Below are 19,841 nucleotides of genomic sequence, written 5' to 3'. Positions count from 1 at the left end.
TAACAGCTCAGTCGCCTGGCCAGAAGTCCTGACTCACCCAGTACCGTGTTCTTGTGCGGCTCGGTGTACTCGATGTGGGAAGCAATACCGTCCACCTGCTCGTGGTGGACGCGCATCGTGGTGGACACCCGATGCCTATGAGTTCGACGAAGTCGGCCCTGCGGCTGTCCGAGAACATGGACGACCAGGGCCGGATCACCTCCGCGGGCGCGGCGCGGCTGACCGCGACGGTAGCCGAATTCGCAAGTATCGCAAAGACTTCCGGCTGCGTGGAGCTGATGGCGTTCGCCACCTCCGCGGTCCGCGAGGCCACCAACTCCGACGAGGTGCTGGCCCGGGTGCGGCGCGAGACCGGAGTCAATCTGAAGGTGCTCACCGGTGTCGATGAGGCTCGGCACACCTTCCTCGCGGTGCGGCGCTGGTACGGCTGGAGCGCCGGGCGGATGCTGAATCTGGATATCGGCGGCGGTTCGCTCGAGATGAGCAACGGCGCGGACGAGGTGCCGGATGTGGCACTCTCGCTGCAACTGGGCGCCGGCCGGCTGACCCGCGACTGGCTGCGCCACGATCCGCCGGGCAAGCGCCGGGTCGCGGTGCTGCGCGACTGGCTCGACGCCGAGCTCGTGCTGCCCAGCAAACAGCTGCTCGAGGTGGGCCGCCCGGATCTGGCGGTGGGCACCTCCAAGACCTTCCGCTCGCTGGCCCGGCTGACCGGCGCCGCCCCCTCTGTTGCGGGACCCCGGGTGCGGCGTACTCTCACCAGTTCCGGCCTGCGGCAGCTGATTGCGTTCATATCGAGAATGACGGCCGCCGACCGGGCAGAATTGGAAGGCGTAAGTTCTGATCGGTCACAGCAACTGGTGGCCGGTGCGCTGGTCGCGGAGGCGAGTATGCGGGCTCTGTCCCTGGACACGCTCGAAATCTGTCCCTGGGCACTGCGAGAGGGATTGATCTTGCGCAAACTGGATACCGACCTGGATAGCGAACCGATTACCGGCGGCCCCGACAGCGGCCTGTCGGGCCCGATCGAAACGGTGTCTCGATGACCGAGGATTCAAGCCAGCTGTCCGTCGCCGAGCTGCTGGCGCGCAATGGCCAGCAGAGTGGGGCCCCCGCCGGCGGCGGCGGGCGCAGACGTCGAAGTGGCCGTGGCATTTCCGTCGCGGAACTGACCGGTGATATTCCGGTGGTGAGCGCGGGATCGTCCTCACATGCCGCGCCGGACGAGGACGTGGCCGAGCCCGCCCCGAGCGAATCGGATTATTCAAACTCTTCGAACTTCTCGAATCATCCTGATTATTCGAGCTTTCCGGATTATTCGGACCTGGTAGCCGCCGCATCGGGCAAGCCGGACTATTCGCAGTACGACGCGGTACCCGATCCGGACCCCGCGTATTCGCCGCTCTCCGGGCCGATCTCGTACTACGACCCGCTGGCCCCCGCCCCGCAGCCGCCGTCCCTACCGGAGCCGTCCCAGGACTGGTCCGCCGGTCTGGACTGGCCGCCGACCGAGAACCCGCTACCGGAGGCCCGCCCGAGCGGCGGCCGCCGCCGCAAGCCGGACCCGCTGGACTCCGATGTCGCGCTGGGCCGGTTGCCGGGCATCGAACCTCCCGCCCCGCCCGCCGCGCCGCGCGAGGGCGGTCGCCGGCGCCGCTACGACCCGGACGACGAGAACACCGACGAGGTGCGTCCGTTCCGCGGCGACACCGGCCAGCCCGGCGACGGGGGCGCACGCACCCAGTTCAACCCCGCGGTCCGCCAGCCCTTCGACGACCGGCCGCCGTACGAGGACCAGCCGCCCTTCGGCGACCCGGCCCGCACCCAGTTCCAGTCGGCTGCCCCGGCGTGGTCGCCGGTGCCGGGACCCGAACCGCTCCCGCGCACCCCCGGGCAGGATCGGCCGCCCTTCGAGCCGCCGCAGGCCGCGCCCGCCGCGCCGCCCATGTCGCGCTCGGCGCGCCGGCACGCGGAATCGCAGGTCCAGAATGCCCCCCAGGGCCCGGCCGTCGACCGCCGCGGCGGCGTCGACCACGGCGCGGCCAACGGGCTTCCGGAATGGTCCGCGCACCGACGACCCGACGCCGATCCCGTCCGCGACCGCCAGGATCAGGCCGCGGTGCCGACCGCCGCGTGGTCGTCGCTGGCCGACTCCGATCAGCAGCTGCTCTCCGGGGAATCGGTGGCGGGTGATCTGCTCCGCGACGCCCAGCAGCGCAATGATCAACGCGCGGAACGGAATTCGCGAAATGCCGGCAAACGCCCCGGCAGCGGGCGCGGCCGTGCGGTGGCGCCCGAGCCGGAGCCCGACGACCACCTCACCGATTTCTACGAGCCGTTCGACGACTACGACGACTATGACGACGACGAGCCCGAGACCTCGCTGGGCGGACGGCTTTCCGCGCTCACGCAGAAGGCCGGCTCCTTCGCCCGCAAGAGCAAGAGCAACAGCAGGAGCACCCGCGGCGCCCCGGCCCGCTCGCGTGCCGCGGCCCGCTCCGACGACGATGAGCATCGCCGGCAATGGCTGATGATCGCGGGCCAGAGTGTGGGCGCCGCGGTCGCGGGCATGTTGCTGTTCAAGGGCTTCGAGCGCATGTGGGAAATGCTCCCGTGGGTGGCCCTGGCCCTGGCCATGATCGTGATTCTCGGCCTGGTCGCCCTGGTACGCGTACTGCGCCGCACCGATGACATCTTCAGCACTGTGATTGCCGTCGTCGTAGGCGTCTTCGTGACGCTCGGACCGCTAGCCTTTCTACTCAGTACGAACTGAGCAGGGAGCAGCAGTGGGGAACATCGTGCAAGCGCAGGGGGCGAGCACCGAGGACCGGGCGGGTCGAAAGGAAGTCCGGGTCGGGCTCTCGACCGCATCGGTGTATCCGGAGAACACCGAGGCCGCCTTCCGCTATGCGGCCGAGCTCGGATACGACGGCGTGGAACTCATGGTGTGGGCCGAGCCCGCCAGCCAGTCCATTTCGACCGTGCAGCATTTCGCGCACAAATACGACATGCCGGTGCTGGCGGTGCACGCGCCGTGCCTGCTGATCTCGCAACGGGTCTGGGGGTCGGACCCGATCGCGAAACTCACCCGCAGCGTGCACACCGCCGAGGCACTGGGCGCGGCCACCGTGGTGGTGCACCCGCCCTTCCGCTGGCAGCGCCGCTACGCCGACGGCTTCGCGAAACAGGTTGCCGAACTGGAGAATTCGAGCCCGGTGGCGGTGGCCGTGGAGAACATGTTCCCGATGCGCGCCGACACCCTGTTCCGCGGCAGCTCGATCGAGCGGCTGCAGCGCCGCGGCGGCCCCGGCCCCTCGATCACCACCTTCAGCCCCTCCTTCGACCCCACCGACGTCGGCTTCCGGCACTACACCCTCGACACCTCGCACACCGCCACCGCGGGCATGGATCCGCGCCTGCTGGCGGGCCGCATGGGATCCGGCCTCACCCACCTGCACCTGGCCGACGGCCGCGGCGCCGCGACCGACGAGCACCTGATCCCGGGCGAGGGCACCCAGCCGGTGGCCGAACTCTGCGACATGCTGGTGCACAACGGTTTCGACGGCCAGGCCGTCATCGAGGTGAACACCCAGATGGCCCGCACCACCATGGACCGGGCCGCCATGCTCAACCGGGCGCTCACCTTCGCTCGCACCCACCTCAACCCCTTCACCCCCGCCCCCACCCCCGAGCCGACCGTCGCCCACCGCGGCTGAGAGCCTCGGCGAAGGTTGCGTGATTCATCCCACCGCTGGGGCGGAATGCTCCGACCGTCCGTTTACGCTGTACAAACCGCGACAGTGGAAGGACAGCGGATGACAACGGAGTTGACCGTCGATCTCGAATCGGCGAGCGAACTGGCGAACGCGCCGTTCAGTCGCGTCTGCGCGCTGACCGGGGTCGAGGCGGAGACTCCCGGGCTGGGCCGCTACGCGGGCCTGATCGAACCCACCTGGACCATCGGCGACAAACTGCACGGCGGCACCATGGTCGCCGGCAGCGCGGCCGCCGCCACCGAATGGCTGCGCCGCACCGCGCCCGCACAGGCCGCCATGTTCCCCATCTCGGCCAGCACCGACTTCCTCGGTGCACCCGTTCCCGGCGAGGTCGAGTACGAGGTCCGCACCCGCAAGCTGGGCCGCCAGATCGCCCTCATCGACGCCGGCCTGATCCAGGACGGCCGCACCCTGGTGCACACCGCCTTCACCTTCGGCCACCTCGACGACGCCGTCCCGCAGTACGCCGCCGACCACGCCGGCGACATGCCCGCGGAACCGCCCGCCGACGCCCTCGCCTACGACGAGCGCAACTCCATGGGCAAGATCGTCCATGTCGCCCAGGGCTCCTCGGTCGCCATCGACCCGGCCTGGGCCCGCTTCCTCGCCGGCGAGAAATCCGAACCGCGCCTGCGCCTCTGGATCCGCCCCTTCGAGGGCGACGAACAGGACCCCGACGTCGCCGCCTTCTTCGCGCTGATGGCCGCCGACATGAGCCCTCCGGTCCCCATGAACCTCGGCCACTTCGGCTGGGCCCCCACGGTTCAGCTCACCACCTACCTGCGCCGCCGCCCGGCCCCCGGCTGGCTCCGCGTCATCGCCCACAGCCGCGAGGTCGGCAACCGCATGTTCGACGAGGACCAGCTCGTCGTCGACTCGACCGGCGCCATCGTCGCCCAGAGCCGCCAACTAGCCCTCATCCCCCAACCCCGCTGACCCCGCCGGCACGCGTTCCCAACGCCATCGCTCCTCGGCTGTGCGCTGAAGGCCCGGAGAGGCGGGACGGCTAGCCTTGACTTCCATGACGAGGATTGCGGTTATCGGTGGGGGTCGGATCGGGGAGGCGTTGATCGCCGGTCTGCTCGAGTCCGGGCGGGCGAACAAGGATCTGGTCGTGGTGGAGCCGGTGCCGGCCCGGGCCGAAATGCTGGCCGACCGGTTCGGGATTCGCGCCACCGACGACATCGCCGATGCCGCCAAGTCCGCGGACCTCATCGTGATCGCGGTGAAGCCGAACGATGTGGACGCCGTGGTCGCCGAGCTGGGCAAGGCCGAACTGGGCGACGACCACGATCAGGTGCTGGTGTCGCTGGCCGCCGGCGTGCCGACCGCGCGTATGGAGTCCCGGCTGCCCGCCGGCTTCCCGGTCGTGCGGGTCATGTCGAACACCCCGATGCTGGTGGGCCAGGGCATGAGCGCCATCGCGCCCGGCCGCTACGCCCGCAAGGAGCAGCTGGCCCTGGTCACCGAGATGCTGGAGTCGGTGGGCAAGGTGGTGACGGTCGCCGAGTCGCAGATGGATGCCGTCACCGCGGTGTCGGGTTCGGGCCCGGCGTACTTCTTCCTGATCGTCGAGGCCATGATCGACGCCTCGGTGGGCCTGGGTCTGAGCCGCGATGTGGCCGCCCAGCTGGTGACGCAGACGATGCTCGGTTCGGCGGCCCTGCTCGAGGAGTCGGGGCAGTCTGCTCCGGAATTGCGCGCGGCCGTCACCTCGCCCGCGGGCACCACCGCGGCGGGTCTGCGGGCGCTGGAGCGGGGTGCGGTGCGCTCGGCTTTCCACGATGCATTGGACGCCGCAAAACGCCGTTCCGCCGAACTCGGCGTGATCGCGGACTAACGTTGAAGGTGCGGCGAGTGCGCTCCCCGCATTCCAATACTGCTCGGTTGCCAGTTTGCTGCCGAAGGCCGACTCGCCACAGCAAAGGCTGATTTCTCACACCCGTCGCAGCAATCCCACTGGTCCCGCTAAGCTTCAAGGAGCACGTGCGTGTCTGTTCCGCCGGTGGGGAAGCCGGCGGCGCGGACGTGCCGGAGGTCAGTGGCGCAATGATGTCTGGAAACAGCCAAGCGAGGTCCGGAAACAGCCCAATCAATGCAGGATCCGTCATCGGCGGCGGAACTCAGTTCCTCACCGTCGCCGAGGTCGCGAATCTGATGCGGGTATCCAAAATGACGGTGTACCGGTTGGTGCATTCGGGAGAGCTGCCCGCGGTGCGGGTGGGGCGTTCCTTCCGGGTGCACGCCAAGGCGGTGCACGACTATCTGGAGACGTCCTACTTCGACGCGGGGTAGTACACCCGGATAACCGATCGGCCACCCGTTTCGTTCGCCGGAGAGTGGCCCGGTAGCATGGACCGGCATCCTGTACGTGCCGGTGGTGCCGCCGGGTCCATTCGGCCCGTATCGGGTAGGGACTGTGCAGGGTCAGACAGTGTGCACCCCGCGGAAGCGGGGATGACCCGAGAGAACGCGAGGAACAACCCTATGGGTTCTGTGATCAAGAAGCGCCGGAAGCGCATGTCGAAGAAGAAGCACCGGAAGCTGCTTCGCCGCACGCGTGTTCAGCGGCGCAAACTCGGCAAGTAAGCCGCTGTGTCGTAGCTGGAAGCCCGTCACCTCAGGTGACGGGCTTTCGTTTTTCACAGGTGATTGAAGTCATCGTTAGATCCTGGTTAATACCCTTCGGATGGTCCCTACTCGCCGGTTACCCTGGGAGCGCGGGAATAACACAGCGGCGATATTCAAGACATGGGGGCTGCGAGTGGGATCCGGAGTGGCAGGGACTCGGGACGGGCAGGCGCCCAGGGTGGTGATGGTGACCGGTGCGAGCCGGTTCTTCGGCGGCAATGTGGTGGCCCGGCTGGCGGCCGACCCGGCGGTCGAACGCATCATCGCCGTGGACGCCAAACAGCCCAGCCGGGAGTTGCTGCGCCGTATGGGCCGCGCCGAATTCGTGCGCGCCGATATTCGTAATCCGTTGATCCGCAAGGTTATCGACGGAAATCAGGTGGATACGGTGGTGCATCCCGCGGCACTGTCGCGCCCGCCCTCGGGCGGCGGCCGGGCCGCCATGAAGGACATGAACGTCCTCGGCGCCATGCAGTTGTTCGCGGTGTGCCGCAAGGCTTCCAGCGTGCGGCGGGTGGTGGTGCGGTCCTCCTCCGCCGTCTACGGGTGCAGCGCCAAGGACCCGGTGAAATTCACCGAGGAAATGAGCGCGCGCACGCCGCCGCGCGGCTGGTTCGCCCGGGACATGATCGAGGTGGAGGGCTTCGTCCGCGGGCTGGCCCGGCGGCGGCCGGATATCTCGGCGGCCATTCTGCGCTTTCCGCCGATCGTGGGGCCGCAGCTGGCCAAACGCGGTGTGCAGTATTTCCGTTCGCCGATCACCCCGACCATCCTCGGGCGTGATCCGCGCATGCAGCTGCTGCACGAGGAGGACGGCATCGCCGCCCTCGTCCACGGGGCCATGACGGCTCCGGGCGGGACCTTCAATGTGGCCGGTGACGGCGCGATGGCGCTGTCGCAGGCCATCCGCCGGGCCGGGCGGGTCGAATTGCCGGTTCCGTACGCGGTTTTCCGCACCGTCGGGCGGACCGTGATGGGCCCGGTCATGCGGGAGTTCACCGCAGAGCAGATCGACTACTTCCATTTCGGGTGTGGTCTGGACACCACCCGGATGCGCACCGAACTGGGCTTCCAGCCGCGCTGGACCACGGTGCAGGCGTTCGACGACTTCATAGGGGGCGCAGCGTTGCGGCCCGTGATCGATCCCACGTGGATCGACGCCGCAGAAAACAAACTTCTCGGCCTGCTCGGGGCCGGGACGGGAGCACACCAATGAGTGATGTAGCGAAGGTGATTCGACTTCACGACGTGGATTTCGAGACGCGGCACAGCCGGCCGTCCCGGGCGTGGCCGGTGGGGGAACCGGCGCTCACCCCGGTGACCTCGCTGACCGATCGGCTCGCCGAAGCCGAAGCGCGCCAGCCCAAGTCGCTGGGCGACCTGATCCGGGGGACCGTTGCGGACGGGGTCCGCTACACCGCCGACTTCGCGCGCCGCCGCCTGACCGGCGATTATCAGGTCGACGAATTCGGTTTGGACGAGCACCTTCTCGAATCGGTGATCCTCCCGATGCTGCGCCCGCTGTCGGACCTGTGGTTCCGGGTCGAGGTGTCGGGCATCGAGAACATTCCGGAGGTGGGCGGCGCGCTCATCGTGGCCAATCACGCGGGCACGGTGCCGCTGGACGGGCTGATGCTGCAGCTGGCCGTGCACGACCGGCACCCCAAGCAGCGGGCGCTGCGCATCCTGGCCGCCGATCTGATCTTCGAGACGCCGATCGTCGGCGGGCTGGCCCGCAAGGCCGGGCACACCCTGGCCTGCCCGGCGGACGCCGAAAGGCTGTTGCGCGCGGGCGAAGTCGCGGGCGTGTTCCCCGAGGGCTACAAGGGCATCGGCAAGCCGTATTCGGACCGGTACAAGCTGCAGCGTTTCGGCCGTGGCGGTTTCGTGTCGGCGGCGGTGCGCACCGGCGTGCCGATCATTCCGTGCTCCATTGTGGGTTCGGAGGAGATCTATCCGAAACTGGCCGATCTGAAGCCGCTGGCCCGCCTGCTCGGTATCCCGTATTTCCCGGTGACGCCGCTGTTTCCGCATCTGGGTCCGCTCGGTGCCATTCCCTTCCCGTCGAAGTGGTACATCGAATTCGGCGAACCGATTTCGACCGCCGGATACGAACCCGCGGACGCGGATGATCCGATGACGATGTTCGAAGTCACCGATCAGGTCCGCGAAACCATTCAGGGGACGCTGTACAAGAATCTGATCAAACGCCGGAATCCCTTCACCGGCTAGGTTTTTCGCACATATTTGCGACCGGCCCGCTCCGAAATGGAGCGGGCCGGTCGTGTTATGTACTGGCGAAACTGCTCGAGAGCTAGCTCGCTCTGGCTTCCCGCTTACGCGAGAGCACCGCGGCCGCCGCGCCGCCTGCCGCGCCGAGTGCGAGGGCGGTGGGCACACCGACTTTCGCGGCCTTGCGGCCGGTGCGGAAATCGCGGATCTCCCAGCCCCGGTTCTTGGCGACCTCGCGCAGGTCCGCGTCCGGGTTGATGGCCACGGCGGTGCCGACCAGCGAGAGCATGGGCACGTCGTTGTGGCTGTCGCTGTAGGCGGTGCAGCGCTTGAGGTTCAGGCCCTCGCGAATGGCCAGGGTGCGCACCGCGTGCGCCTTGCCCAGCCCGTGCAGGATGTCGCCGACCAGGCGGCCGGTGAACACGCCGTCCTCGCTCTCGGCGACCGTGCCCAGCGCGCCGGTCAGGCCCAACCGCTTGGCGATGACCTGCGCCAGCTCCACCGGCGTGGCGGTGACCAGCCACACCTGCTGGCCCGCGTCGAGATGCATCTGGGCCAGCGCCCGGGTACCCGGCCAGATCTTGTCGGCGATGATCTCGTCGTAGATCTCCTCGCCGAGCGCGGCGAGTTCGGCGGTCGGGCGGCCGGCGATGAAGGAGAGTGCCTTCTCCTTGCCGGAGGCCATATCCGAGTGGCTCTCCTTGCCGGTGACCCGGAATTTGACCTGCTTCCAGGCCATATCGACCAGGTCGGAGGTCTTGAAGTACTTGCGCGCGGCCAGCCCGCGGGCGAAGTGCACGATGGACGCGCCCTGCACCATGGTGTTGTCGACGTCGAAGAAGGCGGCGGCGGTGAGGTCGCGGGGGACCGCGAGAGGCGGCGTGCCTTCGTCCCGCAGCGCGAGTTCGGCGTCGTGCAGGGCGATGGCGGCGTCGGCGCTGGCCTCGCCGGCCAGGTTGGCGCGGACCTCTTCCTCGCTGGGACCGAACGGACTGCGGGTGATGCGAGTGAACTGATCCTGCAGATCCTGCAGGCCCTGACCCCAGCGCGCCGGGAATTCCCCGAAGCGGCCCGCGATGAAGCCCGTCCCCTGCTCTTTCGAACGTTCCGGCACCAGTACCTCCGCCTGTTAGCGCGAACAAGTCCACAGTAACGCCCGGGGGTGGCCGCAACGTAGACGGTGAACGACATATCGGAGAGTTGTTAGATGGTGGCTATGAGCGATTCGACACATGCTGTGACTCTGTTGACCCGCAGCGGCTGCGGCCTGTGCCACACGGCACTGGAACAATTGCGGCCGATCTGCTCCGAGTTCGGCATCGAGGTCGCGACCGTGGACGTGGACGAGGCCGCCGCCACCGATCCGGGCCTGCGCGCCGAATACGGCGACCGGCTGCCGGTCGTGCTACTGGATGGGCGCGAGCACAGCTATTTCGACGTGGACGAGCCGCGACTACGTGCCGACCTCGCGAAATAAGGCGTAATAGGGGCTTTTCGGGGTTCGCGACGGCGGGCCTCCTCGGCCCCCTTCCCACCGGTGTGTTGCGTAGCGGGTTCGCGCTGATGAGGGTTGAATGAAGCCGGGGCCGGAGCCCGCCGCAAAGTGACTGAATTCACCGACTTTGTGCAGGGCTTCACAAGCGGTTACGGTGGTGGCACGCAACCCGCCTTCTCGGGCAGCGGAAGCGACCCCCTGAACCTGACTCGACCTCGCCTGCAAGGACCGCGACGGTCTCCCGGCGTCGGGTCGACAAAAGAACCCGGACACTCACCCCCGGCCGGACGAGGAGCGCAAGCGACGTGACAGAGCAGCACGAGACGCCGCCGACTGGCGTCTCCAAGGCTCTGCAGAAGGACATCCCGCAGGCCACGGTGGCCCGGCTGGCCACCTATCTCCGCGTGCTCGCCGTACTCGCCGACGACGGTGTAGCCATCGTATCGAGTGAGGAACTGGCTGTCGCGGCGGGTGTCGGTTCGGCGAAGTTGCGCAAGGATCTTTCCTTCCTGGGACCCAATGGTGTTCGCGGCGTGGGCTATGACGTGATCAAGCTGCGCGACCGCATCGAGGATGTGCTCGGCCTGTCCGAGGGGCACCGGGTGGTGCTGGTCGGAGCCGGCCATCTGGGCCGGGCGCTGGTCGGCTACGGCGGTTTCCGCCGCCGCGGTTTCGCCATGGTCGGGCTGTTCGACAACGATCCGGCGGTGATCGGCACGACGGTGTGCGGACTGGTCGTTCGCGATGTCGCCGAATTGACCGATGCCATGGACACTCTGGAGCCCACCATCGCCGTCATCGCGGTGCCGGACGCGGCCGCGCAGGGCGTCTGCGATCTGCTGGTCGAGGCCGGCATGCAGTGCATTCTGAGCTTCTCCGCCCTGGCGCTCGAGGCCCCCGCCACCGTCGAGGTGCGGCGCGTCGATCTCGCGGTGGAGATGCAATTGCTGTCGTTCGAGCGGGCCCGCAGCGCGGAATCGGCCGCAGAGGAAGCGATGAGCGCGGCCGCCGGGAGCCTGATGCCCCGGGTACCGATGACAACCAGCAAGGGAGCGGTGGTCCAGCCATGAGTGTGCTTCTCGTCGGGATCTCGCATCGCAGCGCACCGGTGTCGGTGCTCGAGAAGATCGCCATCACGGAGACCGACCGGCCCAAGCTGACCGACAAGATGCTGGCCTCCAGCCACGTCTCCGAGGCGATGATCGTCTCCACCTGCAACCGCATCGAGGTCTACGCGGTCGTCGACGCCTTCCACCCGGCGCTGGGCGAGATCGGCGAATTGCTCACCAAGCATTCGGGTCTGCCGCTGCCGGAGCTCACCAAGCACGCGTACGTGCGCTACGCGGAGGCCGCGGCGGAGCACCTGTTCGCGGTGGCCTCGGGCCTGGACTCCATGGTGGTCGGCGAGCAGCAGGTGCTGAGCCAGATCCGCGCCGCCTACGCCGCCTCCGACGCGCAGCAGGCCGCCGGGCGCACCCTGCACGAGCTGGCCCAGCACGCGCTGCGGGTGGGCAAGCGGGTGCACTCCGAGACCGGGATCGACCGCGCGGGCGCGTCGGTGGTGTCGGTGGCGCTGGATCGCGCGCGCATGGTGCTGGGTCCGCTGGCGGGCCGCACCGCGCTGGTGCTGGGTGCGGGCGCCATGGGCGGGCTCGCGGTGGCGCAGCTGGCGCGCGGCGGGGCGGCGAAGATCCTGGTGGTGAACCGGACGCTGGAAAAGGCGCAGCGCCTGGCCAATACGGCCACCACCATGCACGGCGTGCCGGCCGAGGCCATCGAGATGGACCGGCTGGCCGAGGCGATGGCCGCCGCCGATGTGGTGGTCACCTGTACCGGTGCGGTCGGCACCGTGGTGACGCTGGCGGACGTGCATCGCGCGCTGGCCGCCAAGACCGGCTCGGAGGAGCTGGTCATCTGCGATCTGGGCCTGCCCCGCGATGTGGACCACGCGGTGGCCGGGCTGCCGGGTGTGACCGTCATCGACATGGAGACGCTGCAGCGCGATCCGTCGGCCGGCGCGGCCGCCGACGACACTGCCGCCGCGCGCACCATCGTCGCCGACGAACTCGCGAAATACCTTGCCGGACAGCGCATGGCCGAGGTCACCCCGACCGTGGCCGCGCTGCGCCAGATGGCCGCCGACGTGGTCGAGGCCGAGCTGCTCCGGCTGGATTCCCGACTACCGGGACTCGAATCCACCGAACGCGACGAGGTGGCCCGTACCGTGCGACGGGTGGTCGACAAGCTGCTGCACGCGCCGACGGTGCGGGTCAAACAGCTGGCGTCCACGCCCGGCGGCGACACCTACGCCGAGGCGCTGCGCGAGCTTTTCGAACTGAAACCCGGTGCGGCACAAGCGGTTGCCGCGCCGATGGAGATCTCCGCCCTGCAGGGCGAACTGGCCGACGATTTCACCGCCGCTCACCCGGGCGACGAACAGGGGCACACCGCATGACCGGAGCAATGGTGCACGAGAACGAGACAACCGTCCCCTCCACGGAGCGGATCGTTGGCCGCGGAACCGTCGAGGCGCCCTGGCGCATCGGTACCCGCGGCAGTCTGCTGGCCCTGACCCAGGCCGGGCATGTGCGCGACGCCCTGATCGCCAATGGCCAGCAGGCCGAGCTGGTCATCGTGAAGACCGCCGGTGACCAGAACGCCACCGATCCGGTGCAGAAGATCGGGGTGGGCGTCTTCACCGCCGCGCTGCGCGAGGAATTGGCCGCGGGCACGGTCGACATCGCGGTGCACTCCTACAAGGACCTGCCGACCGCGCAGGATCCGCGCTTCGACATCGCGGCCATCCCGGCCCGCCAGGATCCGCGCGACGCGCTGGTGGCGCGGGACGGTCTGGTGCTCGGTGAGCTGCCCGCGGGCGCGAAGGTCGGCACCTCCGCGCCGCGCCGGTCCGCGCAGTTGAAGGCGCTGGGCCTCGGTATCGAGATCGTGCCGTTGCGCGGCAATCTCGACACCCGCATCTCCAAAGTTACTTCCGGTGAACTGGATGCCGTCGTGGTGGCGCGGGCCGGGCTGGCCCGCATCGACCGCCTCGACGCCGTCACCGAATCGCTCGAACCGGTGCAGATGCTGCCCGCCCCGGCGCAGGGCGCGCTGGCGGTCGAATGCCGCAGCGCCGATACCGAACTCGTGACCATCCTGTCCGCTCTCGACGATCTCGGCACCCGTGCCGCGATCACCGCGGAGCGGGCATTGCTGGCCGAACTGGAGGCCGGCTGTACCGCACCGATCGGTGCGCTGGCCGAGGTCGTCGAATCGCTCGACGACGACGGCCGGGTGGTGGAGGAGTTGTCGCTGCGCGCCTGCGCGGCGGCGATCGACGGCTCGGATGTGATCCGGGCTTCAGTGGTCGGCTCGGTCGCGGATGCCGCGGACCTGGGTCGCGCACTGGCGCGCGAGCTCTTGGAGCTGGGGGCGCGCGACCTGCTCAGCGTCACAGAGGAATCCGCTGAGCTCACCGACGACAGCAATCCCAGCCCAATGGAGAACCAACCCATGAGCGAGCGCAGCGAGCGAATCATCAGCACAGCGCCTTCGGGCACGGTTGCGCCGAGCGCTAGCGAGGTGCAGCCGTGAGCCGAGTGACGAAGAAGAATCCTGGTCGGATCCTTTTCGTGGGGTCCGGGCCTGGTGACCCGGCGCTGCTCACCGTGCGGGCCCGCGAGGTGCTCGGCCGGGCGACGCTGGCGTTCACCGATCCCGATGTCGACAAGGGCGTGCTCGCCCTGATCGGCACCGCGGTCGAGGAGAACCCAGACGGGACCCGTCCCGTCGACGTGCGTCCCGCGCTCGGTGACGCCGCCGAGGTCGCCAAGACGCTGATCGCCGAGGCGCGCAACGGTTCCGACGTGGTGCGCCTGGTCTCCGGCGACCCGATGACCACCGATTCGGTCATCCACGAGATCAACGCCGTCACCCGCTCGCACCTGAACTTCGAGGTGCTGCCGGGTCTTTCGGCCGGCACCACCGTCCCCGCCTACGCGGGCATCGAAATCGGTTCCAGCCACACCGAGGTGGATGTGCGCGGCGAGGTGGACTGGGCGGCCGTGGCGGCCGCGCCGGGCCCGCTGGTGCTGCACGCCACCTCCGGGCACCTGGCCGAGACCGCGTCGGCGCTGGTCGAGCACGGCATGGCGCCGCAGACCCCGGTCGCGGTGACCGTGCGCGGCACCACCCGGCAGCAGCGCACCATCGACGCCACACTGGCGACGCTGAACAATGCCGCTTCCGAACTGGTCGGCCCGCTGGTGGTCACGGTCGGCAAGGCGGTGGAGAAGCGCGCCAAGACCTCCTGGTGGGAGTCGCGGGCCCTGTACGGCTGGACCGTGCTGGTGCCGCGCACCAAGGAGCAGGCCGGTGAGATGAGCGAGAAGCTCGTCATGCACGGGGCCATCCCGATGGAGGTGCCGACCATCGCGGTCGAGCCGCCGCGCAGTCCGGCGCAGATGGAGCGCGCGGTCAAGGGTCTGGTCGACGGCCGCTACCAGTGGGTGGTGTTCACCTCCACCAACGCGGTGCGCGCGGTGTGGGAGAAGTTCGGCGAATTCGGCCTGGACGCCCGCGCTTTCAGCGGCGTGAAGATCGCCTGTGTCGGTGAGGCCACCGCGGAGAAGGTGCGCTCCTTCGGCATCAACCCGGAGCTGGTGCCCAGCGGCGAGCAGTCCTCCGAGGGCCTGCTGGCCGACTTCCCGCCCTACGACGACGTTTTCGACCCGGTCAACCGGGTGCTGCTGCCGCGCGCGGACATCGCCACCGAGACCCTCGCCGAGGGCCTGCGCGACCGCGGCTGGGAGATCGACGACGTCACCGCCTACCGCACCGTGCGGGCGTCGCCGCCGCCCGCGGAGACCCGCGAGATGATCAAGACCGGCGGTTTCGACGCGGTGCTGTTCACCTCGTCCTCCACCGTCCGGAACCTGGTCGGCATCGCCGGCAAGCCGCACGCCCGCACCATCGTGGCCTGCATCGGCCCCAAGACGGCAGAGACCGCAATCGAATTCGGCCTGCGCGTGGACGTGCAGCCCGAGATCGCCCAGGTCGGCCCGCTCGTCGAGGCGCTCGCCGAGCACGCCGCCCACCTGCGCGCCGAGGGCCTGCTGCCCCCGCCCCGCAAGAAGAGCCGCCGCAGCCGCTAGCGCTCGCGGCCGGGCCCGGTGGTATCGCCGTGTTCGTCAGCCGGAACCGGGCCCCGCATACTAGGATGCGGGGCCCGTGGTATTTCGCGTTCGCTGGGCGGATGCCCATGAAAATGCTGGCGTTTCATTTCGACCCGAAATGCATACGCTGCGTTCAGCATTCGATCTTCGAAAGGTGAACGTCTATGAAGCGCACGGCAGTCGGCCTGATCGCGATGTCCGGGATCGCCCTCGCGGTGCTGTCCCCGGCCGCGGCGTCGGCGGCGCCCGTACCGCTGGAGCAGGCCCCGGCCGCGGTCCAGACCACCGCTGTCGCACCGATCGATGCCACCAGCTCCGGTAGCGCGGCCGTGAACACGCTGCAATTCCTGCTGAAGTGCCTGACCACCGGCTCGGGTACCCCGGGCACCACCGGCACCGGCTGCCTGGTCTCCTAGCGGCCGCCGTGCGCGGCGGAGGTTCTCCGAAGTCTCTTGCGCGGCCTCGGAGAGCCTCCACCGTGGTCAGCGTTGCGCTGCCATCAGGCGGCGGACCATGCGGCAGGTGGCGTCCGAGGGCCGGTGCACGCCGATGACTTCCGCTGTGTGGCGGATGTTTTCATTGGTCGCCTGATCCGGGCTGAAGGATCCGGAGTCCAGTAGCGCGATGGCCAGCCGCATGGCCTTCAACCTGCGATTGTGCGAGATGTACCACGACCGCGGCCGCCCCGCGGGCAGCGGCTGTTTGGACAGCGGCCGCCACGCGTGATCGATCACATCCCCCTTCTTCGGCACTTCGCCGGCCCTGTTCACCTTGTCGGACATGCTGGTAACAGCTGCGAGCACGACCATTCCTCCCGTCGCGATCCGGATTCGCACCCCGCATCGGCAGCGCGACTCCTTCGAACACATCTTCGATTCTACCCGTCCCCACCGACAAAATCGGCTGCTCACAATGACTTTGGCGATGCCACCCGATGACCGTGACGGTGCGGCACGGCCCGGCCGCGGAGGCGCGCGCACCCGGGTCCAGGGGCGGGCCTATCATGCGAACATGACCGGAATGGACCGCCCTCGGCGGTTGCGCCGCACTCCCGCCATGCGTCGGCTCGTCGCCGAGACCAGCCTGGAGCCGCGGCATCTGATTCTGCCCATGTTCGTCGCCGACGGGATCGGCGAACCGCACGAGATCTCCTCCATGCCAGGCGTTTTCCAGCACTCGATGGACTCGCTGCGCAAGGCGGCCGTGGAGGCGGTGGCCGCCGGCGTGGGCGGGCTCATGCTGTTCGGCGTGCCCAAGCCGGAGGACAAGGACGCGCAGGGGAGTGCCGCCAGCGATCCGGACGGGATCCTGAACCGCGGCCTGCGCGCGCTGGTGCACGAGGTCGGCGGATCGACCGTGGTCATGGCCGACACCTGCCTCGACGAGTTCACCGACCACGGCCACTGCGGCGTGCTCGACGACAGCGGCGCGGTCGACAACGACGCCACGCTGATCCGCTACGTCGAAATGGCGTTGGCGCAGGCCGAAACCGGCGCGGACCTGCTCGGCACCAGCGGCATGATGGATGGCCAGGTGGCCGCGATCCGTGCGGGCCTGGACGACGCCGGGTACTCCGACACCGGCATCCTCGCCTACGCGGCCAAGTACGCCTCGGCCTTCTACGGTCCCTTCCGGGAGGCCGTCGGCTCCTCGCTGCAGGGGGATCGGCGTACCTATCAGCAGGATGCGGCGAACCGCCGCGAGGCAATTCGTGAGCTGGAGCTGGATCTGCTCGAGGGCGCGGACATCGTCATGGTGAAGCCCGCCATGTCGTATCTGGACATTCTGCGCGAGGTTGCAGACCGCTCCACGGTGCCGGTCGCGGCCTATCAGATCTCCGGTGAGTACGCCATGATCACCGCGGCCGCCCAGCGCGGCTGGATCGATCGCAAAGGCGCGGTGCTGGAGTCGCTGCTCAGCATCCGGCGCGCGGGCGCGGACATGGTGCTGACCTACTGGGCCACCGAGGCCGCGCACTGGCTGTCGTGAGCGTGACCGAGTAGTTCCGATCGTGAATCCGATGGTCCCGCCGGGTATTTCGGGCCCGGCTCCGGAAGACGTGCGCACCGCCTGCCAACTCTGGTACGGCACATTCGCTGTCGGGCTGGTGCAGTTGATCGCCTCGCTGGTGACGCAGTTCGGGCAGCGGCAGGATCTGGCGCAGCAGATGTTCGATCAGGTCAAGGAGCAGCAGCCGACCGTGACGCTGGCACAGGTGCAGGCCTGGATGGCGATCGTGTTCATCCTGGTCGGCGTGTTCTGGCTGGTGCTCACCGGCGCCGGGGTGGCCGTGGTGTACCAGCTGGGACGCGGAAAGGCCTGGGCGCGAGCGCTTCTCACCGGGTTCGGCGTCTTCCTGGTGCTCGGCGCGGCGGGCACGCTGTTCGGCATCGGGGTCAAGGAGGGTGCGGCCGCGCTGGTCGCCGGCGGGGCCGGAATCGTGGCGGCGGTGCTGGCGGGCGGTGCCGTATTCCTGTGCTATCGAAGCGAATCCGAGGCCTTCTTCCGTCCCGGACCGCAGTAGGTACGCCTGAGTTTGTGACAAGCGTACTAGCGGGTATGGTGAGGGCAGTCACAGAGAATTCGGGAACCGGGTGCCGGTCGTCATACGTTGTGTTATGGCGCGTTCGGCTCCGGGAAGGCGGAGGCAACGATGCGAGTGGTGATCCAGCAGCCGCACAGCCTGCGGCGCGATGTGCTGGTGCTGAGTCTGCTGTTTCTGTTCGGGCTGCTCACCCTCGCCGTGCTGTTGATTCCGGGCCTGGCCCGCTGAGCGAATCCACGATCTTTACGCTCGACCTATGAGTGAGGCCATCAACACCCCCGGGGCCGTGCTGTTCTCCGAGCCCGGTGCGCGCTGGCGGACCATCGCCTACGGACCCGCGCTGTGCGCGATCATCCTGGTCATCGAGGTGATCCGGGGCGGTGCCGTCCACTGGTTCGGGCTGGTCTTCTGCGCGGTGCTGCTGGCCGGATTCGTGTGGTTGCAGGTGGTGGCGGGCAAGCGGCACATCAGTGTCGAGCTGACGCCGGCGCAACTGCGCGAGGGCACGGAGGTGGTGCCGCTGTGCGACATCGCCGAGGTGCTGCCGGAGGAGGACGAGGAGTCCTGGGACTATGAGGACTGGCAGTCGGCGCGGGCGCTGGGTGAGCTGACCGGAGTACCGCGGCGGCGCAAGGGAATCGGGCTGAAGCTGACCGACGGGCGGCTGGTGCAGGCATGGGCGCGGGATCATGTCACGCTGCGCGCCGCGCTGACCGCCGCGCTGGAGCGGGCGCGCGGTACCGATGGCGACCCTGGTACCGATGACGAGCCTGGAACCGATGACGAGCACGGGTCGGACGACGAGCGGAAGGAAGCGCTGTGATGCGATGGCTGACCGTATTCGCCGAATTCGTGCTGGTGCCGGTGCTGGTGGTGGCGGCGGTGTGGTGCTGGCACAACGGGATTCGCACTACTGTCTTCAAGCCGCAGGGTGAGGTGCCCGCGTTCACTGCGACGCGATACCTCGGGCCCTGGCTGGCGGGGTGCGCGGTGCTGGCCATCATGTCGGGGCTGGCGTTGATCGACGTGGTGGCGCGGGCAGTTCGGCTCGCGCGCTGAGCTTTTCGCGACACGCCGCGCGGTGGGGTGCGAAGTCCGGATTCGCCTTGGAGGCGTCCGGGCGGTCGCGGAGAATCATGGGCATGAAGCGCACAGATCTCGTGAAACGCATCGCCACCGCGGTGCTGGCCACGGGGGTCATCGGCGTCGCGGCGGTGGCTCCGGCCGCCGCCGCTCCGGTCGATGCCGTCCCGGATTACCGGTCGCACCCGGTCGCGCTGTCCTGGCCAGACCTACTACCGCCCCAGCTGAATTGCCTGATGTCCACCGGATGGGCGGCGTTCTGCCTGGGGGTTCCACTCCCGTAACGGGTCGCGGCGGCGCGACCGCAGACCGCGCCGCCGTCTCCGCTGGGGAAAAAGGTGTCAGCCCCGCTTACACGAGGGTCGGCTGCCGCTGACGCGAAGGCCTCAGCCCCAGTTCTGGTAAATATCCAGCACCCGTCCGTTCCGGCTGCCCGGCAGATCGAGGAAGATCGCGACGTTGCCGTCGGGATGATCGGCGGCCTCCGCGATCACCTGCCGGAGCGAGGCGTGCACGCCACCCTTGTCGTCCTTGTAGATGGTGGTGTCGGGCCGTAGGCCCGCCCCCATCCGGTTCAGCGGCACGACCATGCTGATCACCGCGGGCACGGGACCATCGGCCAGCGTGGCGGTCTCACTGTGGGACAGCATCACCCCCGCCCGTCCCTGATCGATCTGCACCACCGGCTCCGCCGCTGCCGCGACTCCGGCCCCGGCGGCGAGCCCGGCCGTCACCGCGACGATCCCAACCCCGATTCGAACGACCCGCATACGTCCCGCCCTCTCTCCCAAGCCGTCTCCTGTGCAGAAACATTACGCATCAGCAAACGTGTAGCGAATAACGTCGTACGAAACTGGACTCCGGCGTGTTGCCCCACCGTCCCAGTGAGCCCACATCGGAGTCCG

22 protein-coding genes and 1 pseudogene are annotated in these 19,841 nt (G+C 68.8%); 20 read left to right on the top strand and 3 right to left on the bottom strand.

The features are described 5' to 3' along the window. Positions 1–53: 53 nt before the first annotated feature. From ACWEKS_RS23085 to ACWEKS_RS23045, 9 genes are all read left to right on the top strand, one after another. Positions 54–1,046 (top strand): Ppx/GppA phosphatase family protein, encoded by a 993-nt coding sequence (locus ACWEKS_RS23085; RefSeq protein WP_379389230.1) that lies wholly within the window; start codon positions 54–56, stop codon positions 1,044–1,046. Continuing rightward, on the top strand, positions 1,043–2,773 hold the full coding sequence (locus ACWEKS_RS23080; protein ID WP_452341977.1) for a hypothetical protein: 1,731 nt from the start codon (positions 1,043–1,045) through the stop codon (positions 2,771–2,773). The genes ACWEKS_RS23085 and ACWEKS_RS23080 overlap by 4 nt, the downstream gene beginning before the upstream one ends. 22 nt (positions 2,774–2,795) lie before the next feature. After that, positions 2,796–3,716, top strand: coding sequence for a sugar phosphate isomerase/epimerase family protein (locus tag ACWEKS_RS23075; protein WP_452342075.1), 921 nt, complete (start codon positions 2,796–2,798; stop codon positions 3,714–3,716). Between the two features lie 99 nt (positions 3,717–3,815). Further along, a complete protein-coding gene (locus ACWEKS_RS23070; protein WP_452341976.1) occupies positions 3,816–4,712 on the top strand; it encodes a thioesterase family protein in 897 nt (298 codons plus the stop codon). An 85-nt stretch (positions 4,713–4,797) separates the two neighbouring features. Beyond that, positions 4,798–5,616: a pyrroline-5-carboxylate reductase gene (gene proC, locus ACWEKS_RS23065; RefSeq protein WP_379399553.1), complete on the top strand. Its 819-nt coding sequence runs from the start codon at positions 4,798–4,800 to the stop codon at positions 5,614–5,616. Between the two features lie 212 nt (positions 5,617–5,828). Further along, complete coding sequence (locus tag ACWEKS_RS23060) at positions 5,829–6,071, top strand: helix-turn-helix domain-containing protein (RefSeq protein WP_045437601.1); 243 nt, start codon at positions 5,829–5,831, stop codon at positions 6,069–6,071. Positions 6,072–6,263: 192 nt separating this feature from the next. Next, positions 6,264–6,365 (top strand): 30S ribosomal protein bS22, encoded by a 102-nt coding sequence (locus tag ACWEKS_RS23055; protein WP_003402602.1) that lies wholly within the window; start codon positions 6,264–6,266, stop codon positions 6,363–6,365. Between the two features lie 226 nt (positions 6,366–6,591). After that, positions 6,592–7,623, top strand: a complete 1,032-nt coding sequence (locus ACWEKS_RS23050) for an NAD-dependent epimerase/dehydratase family protein (RefSeq protein ID WP_379389269.1) — start codon at positions 6,592–6,594, stop codon at positions 7,621–7,623. Beyond that, positions 7,620–8,639, top strand: a complete 1,020-nt coding sequence (locus ACWEKS_RS23045) for a lysophospholipid acyltransferase family protein (RefSeq protein WP_379389234.1) — start codon at positions 7,620–7,622, stop codon at positions 8,637–8,639. Before ACWEKS_RS23050 ends, ACWEKS_RS23045 begins: the two co-directional genes overlap by 4 nt. A gap of 82 nt (positions 8,640–8,721) precedes the next feature. Here ACWEKS_RS23045 and ACWEKS_RS23040 read toward each other — a convergent pair whose 3' ends face one another. Next, entirely contained in the window at positions 8,722–9,672 is a 951-nt protein-coding gene (locus ACWEKS_RS23040) for an HAD family hydrolase (RefSeq protein WP_452342074.1), read from the bottom strand. A gap of 183 nt (positions 9,673–9,855) precedes the next feature. Here ACWEKS_RS23040 and ACWEKS_RS23035 point away from each other — a divergent pair, with 183 nt between their 5' ends. The 6 genes and pseudogenes from ACWEKS_RS23035 to ACWEKS_RS23010 all read left to right on the top strand — a co-directional run bounded on the left by ACWEKS_RS23035 (position 9,856) and on the right by ACWEKS_RS23010 (position 15,724). Beyond that, positions 9,856–10,116 carry a glutaredoxin family protein gene (locus ACWEKS_RS23035; RefSeq protein ID WP_364620173.1) on the top strand — a complete coding sequence of 87 codons (261 nt, stop codon included), beginning with the start codon at positions 9,856–9,858 and terminating at the stop codon, positions 10,114–10,116. A 323-nt stretch (positions 10,117–10,439) separates the two neighbouring features. Beyond that, positions 10,440–11,204: a redox-sensing transcriptional repressor Rex gene (locus ACWEKS_RS23030; RefSeq protein WP_452341975.1), complete on the top strand. Its 765-nt coding sequence runs from the start codon at positions 10,440–10,442 to the stop codon at positions 11,202–11,204. Then, complete coding sequence (locus ACWEKS_RS23025; protein WP_452341974.1) at positions 11,201–12,589, top strand: glutamyl-tRNA reductase; 1,389 nt, start codon at positions 11,201–11,203, stop codon at positions 12,587–12,589. Before ACWEKS_RS23030 ends, ACWEKS_RS23025 begins: the two co-directional genes overlap by 4 nt. Continuing rightward, positions 12,586–13,593 (top strand): annotated as a pseudogene (gene hemC, locus ACWEKS_RS23020) (hydroxymethylbilane synthase); the annotation flags it as partial. The gene ACWEKS_RS23025 and the pseudogene hemC, both read left to right, overlap by 4 nt. Before the next feature lie 131 nt (positions 13,594–13,724). Next, a complete protein-coding gene (locus ACWEKS_RS23015) occupies positions 13,725–15,287 on the top strand; it encodes a uroporphyrinogen-III synthase (protein ID WP_452341973.1) in 1,563 nt (520 codons plus the stop codon). Between the two features lie 185 nt (positions 15,288–15,472). Then, positions 15,473–15,724 carry a hypothetical protein gene (locus ACWEKS_RS23010; RefSeq protein ID WP_379438188.1) on the top strand — a complete coding sequence of 84 codons (252 nt, stop codon included), beginning with the start codon at positions 15,473–15,475 and terminating at the stop codon, positions 15,722–15,724. Between the two features lie 66 nt (positions 15,725–15,790). On the opposite strand, the gene ACWEKS_RS23005 is transcribed toward ACWEKS_RS23010, so the two are convergent. Beyond that, the gene (locus tag ACWEKS_RS23005; RefSeq protein WP_354846878.1) at positions 15,791–16,111 is read right to left on the bottom strand and encodes a hypothetical protein; all 321 of its coding nucleotides are present in this window, start codon (positions 16,109–16,111) and stop codon (positions 15,791–15,793) included. Between the two features lie 208 nt (positions 16,112–16,319). Between ACWEKS_RS23005 and hemB the strand changes: the two genes are divergently transcribed. From hemB to ACWEKS_RS22980, 5 genes are all read left to right on the top strand, one after another. Beyond that, positions 16,320–17,297, top strand: a complete 978-nt coding sequence (gene hemB / locus ACWEKS_RS23000) for a porphobilinogen synthase (protein ID WP_452341972.1) — start codon at positions 16,320–16,322, stop codon at positions 17,295–17,297. A 31-nt stretch (positions 17,298–17,328) separates the two neighbouring features. Further along, a complete protein-coding gene (locus tag ACWEKS_RS22995) occupies positions 17,329–17,832 on the top strand; it encodes a hypothetical protein (RefSeq protein WP_452342073.1) in 504 nt (167 codons plus the stop codon). Between the two features lie 277 nt (positions 17,833–18,109). After that, a complete protein-coding gene (locus ACWEKS_RS22990; RefSeq protein WP_452341971.1) occupies positions 18,110–18,676 on the top strand; it encodes a hypothetical protein in 567 nt (188 codons plus the stop codon). After that, the gene (locus ACWEKS_RS22985) at positions 18,676–18,912 is read left to right on the top strand and encodes a hypothetical protein (protein WP_452341970.1); all 237 of its coding nucleotides are present in this window, start codon (positions 18,676–18,678) and stop codon (positions 18,910–18,912) included. Before ACWEKS_RS22990 ends, ACWEKS_RS22985 begins: the two co-directional genes overlap by 1 nt. A gap of 83 nt (positions 18,913–18,995) precedes the next feature. Continuing rightward, on the top strand, positions 18,996–19,220 hold the full coding sequence (locus ACWEKS_RS22980; RefSeq protein ID WP_452341969.1) for a hypothetical protein: 225 nt from the start codon (positions 18,996–18,998) through the stop codon (positions 19,218–19,220). Positions 19,221–19,322: 102 nt separating this feature from the next. Here ACWEKS_RS22980 and ACWEKS_RS22975 read toward each other — a convergent pair whose 3' ends face one another. Next, positions 19,323–19,706 (bottom strand): hypothetical protein, encoded by a 384-nt coding sequence (locus ACWEKS_RS22975; RefSeq protein WP_452341968.1) that lies wholly within the window; start codon positions 19,704–19,706, stop codon positions 19,323–19,325. Between the last annotated feature and the right edge of the window lie 135 nt (positions 19,707–19,841).

Source organism: Nocardia sp. NPDC004711 (assembly GCF_053601595.1).
This window is presented reverse-complemented; position numbering and strand designations above follow the sequence as displayed.